We start from the raw sequence: 11,891 nt of genomic DNA on the forward strand, positions 1-11,891 counted from the left end.
CAGAATCCGATCCAACAGGAAAGGCAGCTGAATCCTCTTCAGCTGCCTTTCCTGTTCCCTTTAATCAGTCCTCTTTGCTGTATCTCTCCCGATATTCTTCCATGAGCTCGGAAGAAGTGGCCACGATGCGCCCATCTTTAAACCCCAGAGCGAAATGCTCCATGGCCTCATCCATGATGAGGTCTCTCTCCATTTCCAGATCCGGAAAAGTGGCGTTCTGCGCATAGATAATCTGCTCTACGTCAAACCGCTCATGCCAGGAGATTTCGGCCATCATGTCCTCTCTTTGGGTTCTTGGATACTCTTCCATCTGAAAATCGCCGAAAAACATCTGCCTGTCCGAGAACAGATAACGGCTTCTCTCCCCTTCTATGACCACTTCCGTGGTTCTTACAGGAACGCCCTCCACATACACCTGTGCCTCTATCTTCCTTACGATTTCTTCATTGAAGGGCATTTTCGGCACTGCCCACACTGCCAGCAGCGCAAGAACAAGAATCCAGATCCATATTTTTGTGTTTGTCTTCATACCATCCTCCAATTATGTGCAGCCGCTTACCTTACAGCAGTTTCCGGATCTCTTCCAGCAGAAAATGCACCTGAGGACCGATGATGATCTGAAAGTCCTCTTCCTGCTGAACGATGCCCATGACGCCCATTTCCTTCAGCCTCTCCTTGTCCACCTGATCAGGATGTTTCACTTCCAGTCTCAGCCTGGTGATGCAGGCATCTGCTGTGAGCACATTGTCATGTCCTCCGCAGGCTTTCAGGAGATTCTTCGCAAGCTTCTTGTAATTTGCAGTGTAGAGGCTGCTTTCTTCTTCCTTCTGGACTTTTCTCACTTCTCTTCCAGGCGTCATGAGATTGAATCTTCTGATGCAGAAGGAGAAGGAAGAATAGTAAAGGAAAAAGAAGAAGATTCCCATGACTAGAAGCATCCCCATGTTCTTCGCCATGGGCATCCTTATGCTCAATAGAAAATCCGTAAAGCCTGCACTGAAACTGAATCCTGCAATCCACTGAAATTCTGCCGCGATATACAGGGAAAGTCCTGTGAAGAGCGCATGGAGCAGGTAGAGCAGCGGTGCCACAAACATGAAGGAAAACTCCAGAGGTTCCGTGATGCCCGTGAGAAAGGAGGCAATGGACGATGTGCCCATGAATGATTTCGTTTTACGGATCTGCCCTTTGGTTGCGGCCCTTGCCATGGCCAGGGCCGCTCCTGGAAGACCGAACATCATGATTGGAAAAAATCCTGCCAGGTACATACCCGTCACTCCATGGATTCCAGAGGACTGCCAGAAATTCCCGATGTCATTGATCCCGATGACATCAAACCAGAACACCGAATTCAGAGGATGATGTAGCCCCAGTGGAATGAGCAGTCTATTGAGAAAACCGTAGATCCCTGCACCGAAAGCGCCAAGGGAACTGATCCTGCCACCAAATATAATGAGCATGTCATACAATACAGGCCACAGAAAATAGAGAAGAATACTGACGAAAACCATGGTGAAGGTACTAATGATGGGGACAAATCTCTTCCCACCGAAAAAATTAAGACCTTCTGGAAGTCTCAGATTCTTGAATCTGTTGAACATGTATGCCGCCACAAGGCCGGATAGAATCCCGGTAAACTGGTTTCCGATGCTGTAAAAAGCCGCACTTACTTCTTCCAGGGGGATACGCTGATACATGGAAACGGATTCCGGTGACAGCATTTTCGTTACGGTCAGGTAGCACAGTATGCCAGAGAGGGCTGCTGAACCGTCTCTTTCCCTGGCCATGCCAAGGGCTACGCCAGCCGCAAAAAGAATCGGTACATTATCCATGATGATGAGCCCAACCTGAAGAAGCACCCGGGATAGAAGGGTGCTGTACCCCAGACCCGTGGACTCGATCCAGTATCCGATCCCCACAAGGATCGCGGCCGCCGGCAGCACAGACACCGGAAGCATGAGGGATTTACCCAGTCTCTGACTGGCGCTTAACATTCTGTTTCTGATCTTTCTGATTCTATACATCTAACTGATCGCCTTATTCATATGCACCATGAGGTACACCATTTCCTGCAGACTCAGTTCATGCTGAAAATTCTTCCTCACGAAGGTCTTTATTTTCTTTTCCACCGTCTTGAACCTTCTGTCCTTCTTCAGAAACATGCCATAGAACTCTTCCACATGATCTTCCGTACTGGGCTGCTTCAGAAGGATTCTTTTGGCCAGAAACTTCAGGTGCGAATTGAGACGCGCCAGAGAAATCTCATCTTCACTGAAATCAATGTCGAAGACCTGCTCGATGATCTCCACGATCCCGCTGGTGAAAAGAAAAATCTTGGAAATGCTCTCCTTGTTTTCGCCCAGGGAAGCATTGACCATATGCATGGTGATATAGCCCGCCTCATGTTCTGACAGGCTTACTCCTGTAGCCTCCTTGATATACTCCAGACCCTTCAGTCCGATTTTGAATTCCTCCGCATAAAGACTTCTGATTTCATGGAGCATCAGATTGGGGATTTCCATCCCCTGCTTCTTCCTCTCCACCGCATAGGTGATATGATCGATCATGCCCACCAGGGCATTCACGGTCATTTCAATCCCCAGTTCTTCCTTGGCTCGGTCTCGGATCTTCTGGGTAGCATCAATAAGCTTCATGGGTGTATCCCCAAGAAGCCTGTAGAACCGGTCTCTGCTGTCATCCAGAACCTCATAGACCTTTTCGATTTTCGATTCATTGACCAGATCTCCTGGTTTCTTCTGAAACCCCAGTCCTGTGCCAGTCAGAATCATTTCTTCCCCTTGATCGGATCGGGTTGCAACGATATTGTTATTAAACACCTTGATGATTCGCATCTACAACCTCCAAAAAAACTCTTACATCCATTATAGATTGAATTTTCCATTTTTCCTAGATTTATCGAAACGCCATCTGATTCTCCAGTCTTCGTCGTGTTTTTCCAGAGAGCTTGGAAACCACGGCAAACAAAACGGCCATCTTTCGATGACCGTTTCTTTTTCTGTTGGAATCTGTTTACAGAAGCTTCTTCATCTCATCTGCAACAAACTGTACCTGTGGTCCTATAACGACCTGCACATTTGTCTTGGATGGTCTGATGACGCCTGCAACGCCTGCCTTCTTGATCTTTGCTTCATCAACTAGGAGATGGTCTTTCACTTCCATTCTCAGTCTTGTGATGCAGTAGTCAAGGGAAGCGATATTCTCTTTTCCGCCCAGTCCGTCAAGAACCTGTGCTGCAAGAGCATTGAAGTTTGTGTCCTTGCCGAGCTTCACGCCTTCGCCTTCCACAGCTTCATCATCTTCTCTTCCAGGTGTCTTGAGATCCATCTTGACGATGAGGAATCTGAACAGGAAGTAGTAGATTGCGCCCATAACCAGGCCAAGTGGAATCAGCATCCAGATATTTACAGCCAGAGGCATTCTCAGGCTGAGGAAAAAGTCAACAAATCCTGCGCTGAATCCGAAACCTGCGATCCACTGGAACTGCGCTGCGATGAATACTGAAATACCAGTAAGAAGAGCATGTACCAGGTATAGTCCAGGAGCAAGGAATACGAATGCGAATTCCATTGGTTCTGTTACACCAGTGAAGAAGGAAGAAATAGCTGCTGCCAGAAGAAGACCTCCTGCAACCTTTCTCTTATTATCCTTCGCTGTATGATACATGGCAAGTGCTGCTGCTGGAAGACCGAACATCATCACTGGGAAGAATCCTGCCTGATATCTACCAACAATACCAGGTTCTCCTGTGCTTGCCCAGAAGTTTCCGATGTCATTGATGCCGATGGCATCAAACCAGAATACGGAGTTCAGCGCATGATGGAGACCTGTAGGAATGAGCAGTCTGTTGAAGAAACCGTAAATACCGGCTCCCACAGCACCCAGTTCGGAGATTCCTGTACCGAAGGATACAAGTCCTGAATAAACCACTGGCCATACGAAGAAGAGCACTGCTGAAACCAGGATCATGGCAAAGGATGTCATGATCGGCACCAGTCTCTTACCGCTGAAGAACGACAGCGCCGGCGTCAGCTGTACATGGGAGAATCTGTTGTACATTCCCGCAGCCACCAGACCGGAGATGATACCCACAAACTGGTTGTTGATTTTACCAAACGCCGCATTGACCTCACCGACATCAACAGAAGTAAGCTGTGCAACGGTTCCTGTGGATAAAAGCTTAGTCACCACAAGGAAAGCAACCAGACCTGCAAGTGCAGCCGATCCGTCCTTATCCTTTGACATACCTAACGCGACACCCACTGCGAAAAGAATGGACATGTTATCGATGATTGCACCACCGGCACTGATCAGGAACGCTGCAATCGGACTTCCGCCACCCCAGCCAGCTGGGTCGATCCAGTATCCGATACCCATGAGTATGGATGCGACAGGTAGTACGGCAACAGGAAGCATGAGTGATCTACCGAGTTTCTGTAGATACTTCATCATAATGATAATTCCTCCTTTGAAAATAGATTAATAAGTTCAATGCACAGATTCTCCCCGGAAAGACAGGTACCGTGGCCACAGTTATAAAAAAAAGACCGAAGAAACAAAGCAACAGCGTTGCATGCATCTCGGTCTTGCCTGGTTCCCAGTAACAATCCATGTATTTGTTTACATCTTAAGTGATTGTGCACCACTTGTCAACAAGTTGTCATGTTTAAAAAGTTAATAATACGTAAACAATACCTCTTATGAATCAAAAGCATCCAACCCGCTATGTTTTTCATTTCCACTGATCACCAATGAAAAAGAGCCATCTAAAGGGCTCTCTCTCAAATAAATATTATGTGGTTCTAGAACTGAACCTTAGGTACCGCTCTGTCTGCTTCGGATGCCTCAAATAGAGGCTCCTGGGTGAAGTTGAAGATACCTGCAAAGATATTCTTAGGGAATACCTGAATGGCTGTGTTGTACTTCATGGTGGTATCGTTGTAGAACTGTCTGGCGTACCTGATCTTCTCTTCCGCATCTTTCAGCTCTGCCTGCAGTGACAGGAAGTTCTGGTCTGCCTTCAGCTGAGGATAAGCTTCCACTGTCACAAGGAGTCTGCTGATGGCTGAAGAAAGCTCGGCATCGGCCTTAGCCGTTTCTTCCACGCCTTTGGCGTTCAGCACCTGGCTTCTGGCTTTGGTGACATTTTCAAAGACTTCCTTCTCATGGGTGGCATAGCCTTTTACAGTCTCCACCAGGTTGGGAATGAGGTCTGCTCTGTTTTTCAGCTGGACCTCGATCTGAGCCCATGCATTCTTCACCCTGTTCTTTAGAACAACCAGGCTGTTGTATACAGAGACTCCATAAATCACCAGTAATACGACCAGTCCGAGAATGACGATAAGTGCTATTGTTCCTGCTTTCATATTCATCTTCCTTCCAAATATATATTTTGAATTGACTTACATTGCTAGAAGGCACCGCCTCCGCCACCGCCGCCGCCACCGCCAGAGCTTCCTCCGGAGAAACCTCCTCCGAATCCGCCGCCGGATGACTTGGCTGAATTGGCAATCTGAGCTGTGTTCACAGCGGAGCTTACTTTAGACATGGTGTTGGAGAAACCGTGATTCATGATGTAGAAACTGTTGAAGGATCGGTATCCGCCCATATAGGTAAGATCAGGATTGCTGAGATCCGCATCAGTAAACACCTTAGGCAGCTGTTCCAGCACATCTTCCGCAACGCCCAGTGAAGTTGCATATACCAGATAATGCTCCCAGATGATAAGTGATGGAATCTCCGCTTCCTTCATGTTCGAGAAATCCTCAAGGAATTTCCTGAAGGCTTCCCACATGGTCTTATGTTCCACACCACGCCTGGAATACTTTCTGATGAAATTCAGGGAGATCAGTCCGAAGATCATTACTCCGCCGAGTACGATAAGACCGATGGCAATAAAGCTTCCCAGAAGAAACAGTCCGCCTAGTCCTGCAAGAATCAGCGCGATGCCCATCAGCACAAAGACTTTGGCGCCCTGAAGTGTATTGGGTGCGAAAAACTGCTGCTTCTCGGCAGTGTCTTTCACTTTCGCCTTGAAGTATTCATAGTCCTTCTGGAACTGAAGTGCCGCTTTCTGCTTTTTCACGATGGTTTCCAGATCGTCCATGACAAGGCCTCTCCCTCCACCGATTTCGTCGATGAACCAGGTGGCAAGGAACTGTTCATGGGGCATCAGGCTCGAAAGTTTCTCTTTATTCAGCCAGGTGATTTCGAAGGTATCTTCTTCTTTCTTGAAGATCAGTCCGCTTTCCACTTTCAAGGGGGTCAGCTTGATCACTTTCTTTCTGGCAAGGTCAAGAAGGGTAGCGATGATATCATCATCCTTGGTCCTTCCTTTTGTCAGCAGATAGGTCATCACTGCCGGTGTGTAGTCCTCTGGAAGTTCTCTGTAGTAGTCTCCCATGAATTCAGGTTTCAGCTCTCTTGTGAACTTCCTGAACATGAAGAAGACTGCACCTATGGCTGCTGCAATGGCTCCCAGAAATACGGGTCTCGACGCTTTCTCACGCGCTTCCCTCTTCTCCTGTTCCTCCAGCTCTCTGATGGCTTCCTCTCTTCTTTCATTGGCTTCATCCGCCAGTCTCTGCTCATTCTCCAGTATGTTCTGTAGCTCATCATTCTGGAACACATTGGTGGATGCCGGAATCAGCTCCGGTGGAAAAATCACCAGAGTTTCCACAAATTCATTGTTCACACTTGGCACCGTGAACCGGAACGTCCGCTCATCCACAATGGTGCTTTCTCCTGTCAGAGGACCATGGGCATAGACCTTCAGGTCTTCCCTGGCTGCGCCTTCCGGTATGGTGATCGTAATGGTGATGTCACTGAGGGGTACAGACCATCTTTTATCGATGATCTTTCTGTTGAAGATTCCGATGTCATTGTATCGCTCTGCCACATTGACCAGCGTATAGCCGATATAGAAAGTCTTCTGCTCGTAATCGGATGGTTCATAGATTTTAAGCTTTGCCAGCTCTCCTGTATCATCCAGTTCGTACACATAGGTGCCTGAACCAGTGCTCTCATTGAAATAAGTGATATTTCCGCCTTCCAGCACACCCACAGTCAGGTCTTTCAGACCACTGGTTCGCGTATAGTCGATGTCTCTCAGAATTCCATCGAAATTTCCGTCGAAATCATATGTGATCTCTTCCATGACCACCGCATCACCATTTTCCAGAATCTGAACATCCATATTGAATTCCGTTACATCATAATATCCTTCTGAGCCCAAGGCCATCTGACCCGGCAGGATGAATATCATGAGGAAAAATCCGATGATGATTTTAAACGTAGTATGTCGTTTCATACTCCACCTCCTCGTTCTCTCTGCTCTTTCTTCCATTCTAGCTGTCTATCTGTTATACTTGTTCACATTTCAGCATCTCTTTCATACGTCTGCTAAAGTGTACGCTCATCCATGCCGAGATCCAGATACCGGTTCAGCACATAGGCTACTCCGTCTTCATCATTGGTCTTTGTGATGTAATCACTGGCTTCTCTGATGATTTCATGGGCATTGCCCATGGCTACACCCAGTCCTGCCCCTTGTATCATTTCAAGATCATTGGGGGCATCTCCGATGGCCATGATCTCGCTTTCCTGTATGCCATGGAGCTTTGCCACTGCCATGATGCCGCTCATCTTATTGACTTCCTTTCTCATGATTTCAAGATAAACCGGCATGGACCGGACCAGATTGTACCTGTCATCGAAATGCTTTCGAATCTCTCCGATATAGGAATCAAGGACTTCTTCATCATCGAGAATCAGCACTTTCGTGATCTTCTCCTCATCACGCAGCACCTGGGGATGACAGACTTTCAGGTTCATGCTGTTAAGCTCCGCCTCATATCTTCCATGGGCATTGTCCCTTGGCGTCATGGCCTCATGAAACGTGTAGATCGTGTAGTTTGCATCGACGCTGTCGCACACCTTTGCAATCTCCTTTGCTTCTTTCCCAGTGAGGGAATTCTCATAAACATATTCATCATCGATGATTCTCAGTGCTGCAGCCCCATTGTGTCCCACCACATACTCTTGCTCACCGACGAGTCCGAGACCTTCGGTGAATTCCACCAGGTTATTTATGGTACGCCCGCTGCAGAGGACGATCTTGACGCCCTTTTCCATGGCTCTTCTTATGGCTTCTCTATTCTTCTCACTGATCTCATGGCTGGAGGATAAAAGGGTTCCATCCATATCGATCGCAACTAATTTATACATCTGTTTCCTCCGTGTTGATTTGTAACCATTATACCCCAGTTTATATATAATTAAGTAATATGACCATTAAATTTTCATTAATTATACGATAGAGCATCGGAATTTCCGCTCCCATGACGGAATAAGTAAAATTATGATGAATAAAAAAGTGGTATAATCCATGATTATCAATTATAATATATAATTGGTCTTAAGATACGATGTATCGCTAGAGAAGACTCATAAAAAGAAATTCCCTATCACAAGTTGTTTATTGTGATTTCAAAAGTATATGGAGGAAAACCGTGGAAGATTTAAGAAAAGAAATAGAACGCAGAAGAACCTTTGCCATCATCTCCCATCCCGATGCCGGTAAAACGACACTTACAGAGAAGCTGCTTCTTTATGGAGGAGCCATCCGCCTGGCAGGTTCTGTAAAATCAAGAAAATCCAAAAACTATGCTGTGTCCGACTGGATGGAAATCGAGAAGCAGAGAGGAATTTCTGTCACCTCCTCCGTCATGCAGTTCAACTATGACGGCTATGTCATAAACATTCTGGATACGCCTGGACATCAGGACTTCTCGGAAGATACCTATAGAACACTTATGGCGGCTGACTCAGCGGTCATGGTGGTGGATGCGGCCAAAGGTGTGGAAGACCAGACCAGGAAGCTTTTCCATGTCTGTTCTCTGAGAAACATTCCCATCTTCACCATTGTCAACAAGATGGACCGTGAAGCCAGAGATCCTTTTGAACTCATGGAAGACATCGAGAACGAACTAGGCATCAAAACCTACCCCATGAACTGGCCCATCGGGTCAGGCAAGGACTTCAGAGGAGTCTATGAAAGAGAATCCAGCAGCATTCAGGTATTCTCTTCTGCAGGTACCCATGGTTCCAGCACGGTAGCTTCCGTGAAGGGCTCCGTGGACGATCCGGTCTTCAAGGACCTCATCGGAGATTCCTTTCATGAGGAACTGAAGGAAAACATTGAGCTTCTGGATATCGCAGGAAACGAGTTTGATATGGGGGAAGTGCTGAAGGGGAATCTGAGTCCCGTATTCTTTGCTTCCGCACTGACGAACTTCGGAATCGAACCCTTCCTGAAATCCTTCCTGGAACTCACCTCCCCTCCACTTCCAAGAGCCACTTCAGAGGGAGAAGAAATCGATGTGTTCAGTGACGATTTTTCAGCCTTTGTCTTCAAGATTCAGGCAAACATGAATCCGCAGCATCGTGACCGTATCGCCTTCATCAGAATCTGCTCCGGCAAGTTCAAGAAAGGCATGGAAGTCTATCACTACCAGGGCAAGAACAAGATCAAGCTCTCTCAGCCTCAGCAGTTTCTGGCTCAGGACAGAGAAGTGGTGGAGGAAGCCTACGCCGGAGACATCATCGGTGTCTTTGACCCAGGTATTTACGCCATAGGAGACACCCTCACAGAGCCAAAGAATAAATTCAAATTCGAAGGGATTCCTGCCTTTGCTCCTGAACATTTTGCAAGGGTGAGACCTATGGATACCATCAAGAGAAAGCAGTTTGTAAAAGGAATCACTCAGGTGGCACAGGAAGGTGCCATACAGGTCTATAAAGAACATCATATCGGAATGGAAGAGATCATCGTCGGCGTTGTAGGAACGCTGCAGATGGAAGTGCTTGAATTCCGTCTGAAGAATGAATATGGTGTGGATATCAAAATCGATCATCTTCCCTACCGCTTTGTGCGCTGGATCGAGACAGAAGATGTGGACCTGGATACCCTCGACATCACCTCTGATACCAGACTGGTCACGGATTTAAGAGGAAGGAACATCCTTCTTTTCCAGAACGAATGGGGTATCTCCTGGGTACTTAATCACAATGACAACCTGACCCTCACCGATGTGGGCAAGGTGGACTAGAGAACTATAGAAGAGTGCTGAAGAAATTCAGTGCTCTTTTTTTGTACCATGTATTCAATATTTACTTTTCTGTCAATTTAAATTGCATCCTATGGCAATTTACAAAATCTAATTATTGCGGTATACTTGTATCCATCAAAAATATGGAGAAGTGTAGAAATGAGTAAGAATAAATACAGAGTACTGCTTTACTATAAATTCACTGAAATAAAAGACCCCCATGCCTATGCCATGGAACATAAAACCCTTTGTCGTTCCCTGAATCTCAAGGGAAGGATTCTTGTGGCGGAAGAAGGAATCAACGGAACCCTTTCCGGAACCATCGAGGAAACGGATCGGTACATGCAGCACATGAAAGCGGATCCCCGATTTTCCGATATGGTCTTCAAAATCCATGAAGAAGAAAAAAATGCTTTCCGCAAGCTCTACGTGAAACCAAAAAAAAGCATCATCACCCTGAAGGACGAGGATGATGTGAATCCAGGAGAAAAGGTGGGTACCTACCTGAAACCCACGGAATGGTATGAAATGCTGCAGAAGGAAGATGTCATCATCCTGGACGGCAGAAACGGATACGAATATGACATCGGACATTTCAGGGGAGCCATCCGTCCCGACATCACAAACTTCAAGGAGTTCCCCCAGTGGATCGAGGAAAACCTCTCCGCGCACAAAGACAAAAAGATCATCGCCTACTGCACCGGAGGCATCAGGTGCGAGAAACTCACCGGAGTCCTTCTCAACCAGGGCTTCCAGGATGTCTATCATCTGGAAGGCGGCATAGTGACCTACGGTCAGAACGAAGAGACCAAGGGCCGGCTCTGGGACGGAAAATGCTATGTCTTTGATGACAGGATTTCCGTACCCATCAATCAGGAGGAAGAGGTCATCGTTTCAAAATGTGTCCACTGCGGAGCCCTTACAGACAGATACATCAACTGCACCAACGATGACTGCCATCTGCAGCACATCGCCTGCGCATCCTGTGAAAAGAAGCACGAAGGATTCTGCAGCAAAGCATGCAGAGACTATGTCCTGAAGAACCCTTCCAGGGATGCAAGAGTCCGTCTGAAGGAAAAAGCAAGGCTATATGAAACCTACGGGCAGAAACACAGAAAAGCCAGGGAAGCCTTTGAGAAGCTGAAAGACGAAAAGGTTCACTTATAAAGAAAAAGATTCTATCTGGAAAATCCTCATGGGATTTTCCTGGATAGAATCTTTCTGTTTTCAGGTGTTTCAGCCTCTCTTTACCGCATCCAGGATAGTCTTGGCATCAAAATCATAGGACTGCTCTGTCTCCACTGCCTGTTTTCCGTACAAAGTCACGTTCTTCTGACCGGTATAGCTGATGGTGATCTTATAGATTTCCCTGATTTCCTCATAGTCTCTGTAGTTCAGGATACTATGGGTCACCCTGGTGGTCTCATAGACCATGAGCTTCTCGAAATCCTCATAGGGGCTGGGATCATTCCCGAGATCGATTTCCAGAATGATTTCATTTCCTTTGACACTGGCCTCTTTCAGCGCTTTCCCTTCACCGTAGAAAGCTTCCAGGACAGGTCTTAGCTCTTCCAGATAGCTTCTCAGCTCTTCATTGTCTGCAGCGGATTCCTGAGCAGGGTCTATGTACTCTGACACATCAGGTGTCACGCCTAAAAGACTGCACCCTGAAACCGCAACTGCAAGTCCTGCTATGAGGGTAGTCATAAACAGCTTTTTAATTTTTTTCAAATGCTTCACCTCTAAAATTATTCCTACTGATAT

Annotated in this window: 10 protein-coding genes; 2 read left to right on the top strand and 8 right to left on the bottom strand. The window is 46.8% G+C overall.

Features of this window, described 5'->3' with window-relative positions:
* Window positions 1-64 precede the first annotated feature (64 nt).
* The 7 genes from ACHAL6_RS01150 to ACHAL6_RS01180 form a co-directional block, all read right to left on the bottom strand.
* A complete protein-coding gene (locus tag ACHAL6_RS01150) occupies window positions 65-529 on the bottom strand; it encodes a hypothetical protein (protein WP_395268287.1) in 465 nt (154 codons plus the stop codon).
* 31 nt (window positions 530-560) lie between these two features.
* Window positions 561-2,024 (bottom strand): N-acetylglucosamine-specific PTS transporter subunit IIBC, encoded by a 1,464-nt coding sequence (nagE, locus tag ACHAL6_RS01155; RefSeq protein WP_395268288.1) that lies wholly within the window; start codon window positions 2,022-2,024, stop codon window positions 561-563.
* On the bottom strand, window positions 2,025-2,852 hold the full coding sequence (locus tag ACHAL6_RS01160; RefSeq protein ID WP_395268290.1) for a PRD domain-containing protein: 828 nt from the start codon (window positions 2,850-2,852) through the stop codon (window positions 2,025-2,027).
* A 178-nt stretch (window positions 2,853-3,030) separates the two neighbouring features.
* Complete coding sequence (gene nagE, locus ACHAL6_RS01165) at window positions 3,031-4,470, bottom strand: N-acetylglucosamine-specific PTS transporter subunit IIBC (RefSeq protein WP_395268292.1); 1,440 nt, start codon at window positions 4,468-4,470, stop codon at window positions 3,031-3,033.
* 350 nt (window positions 4,471-4,820) lie between these two features.
* Window positions 4,821-5,384 (bottom strand): LemA family protein, encoded by a 564-nt coding sequence (locus tag ACHAL6_RS01170; protein WP_395268294.1) that lies wholly within the window; start codon window positions 5,382-5,384, stop codon window positions 4,821-4,823.
* A 44-nt stretch (window positions 5,385-5,428) separates the two neighbouring features.
* Window positions 5,429-7,327 carry a DUF2207 domain-containing protein gene (locus ACHAL6_RS01175; RefSeq protein WP_395268295.1) on the bottom strand — a complete coding sequence of 633 codons (1,899 nt, stop codon included), beginning with the start codon at window positions 7,325-7,327 and terminating at the stop codon, window positions 5,429-5,431.
* A gap of 92 nt (window positions 7,328-7,419) precedes the next feature.
* Window positions 7,420-8,244, bottom strand: a complete 825-nt coding sequence (locus tag ACHAL6_RS01180; RefSeq protein WP_395268296.1) for a Cof-type HAD-IIB family hydrolase — start codon at window positions 8,242-8,244, stop codon at window positions 7,420-7,422.
* Between the two features lie 284 nt (window positions 8,245-8,528).
* Here ACHAL6_RS01180 and ACHAL6_RS01185 point away from each other — a divergent pair, with 284 nt between their 5' ends.
* Entirely contained in the window at window positions 8,529-10,127 is a 1,599-nt protein-coding gene (locus tag ACHAL6_RS01185; RefSeq protein ID WP_395268297.1) for a peptide chain release factor 3, read from the top strand.
* A 159-nt stretch (window positions 10,128-10,286) separates the two neighbouring features.
* Window positions 10,287-11,294 (top strand): rhodanese-related sulfurtransferase, encoded by a 1,008-nt coding sequence (locus tag ACHAL6_RS01190; RefSeq protein ID WP_395268298.1) that lies wholly within the window; start codon window positions 10,287-10,289, stop codon window positions 11,292-11,294.
* A 69-nt stretch (window positions 11,295-11,363) separates the two neighbouring features.
* On the opposite strand, the gene ACHAL6_RS01195 is transcribed toward ACHAL6_RS01190, so the two are convergent.
* Window positions 11,364-11,858, bottom strand: a complete 495-nt coding sequence (locus ACHAL6_RS01195) for a hypothetical protein (protein ID WP_395268299.1) — start codon at window positions 11,856-11,858, stop codon at window positions 11,364-11,366.
* Between the last annotated feature and the right edge of the window lie 33 nt (window positions 11,859-11,891).

The organism is Proteiniclasticum sp. C24MP (genome assembly GCF_043951855.1).
Lineage (GTDB): Bacteria > Bacillota > Clostridia > Clostridiales > Clostridiaceae > Proteiniclasticum.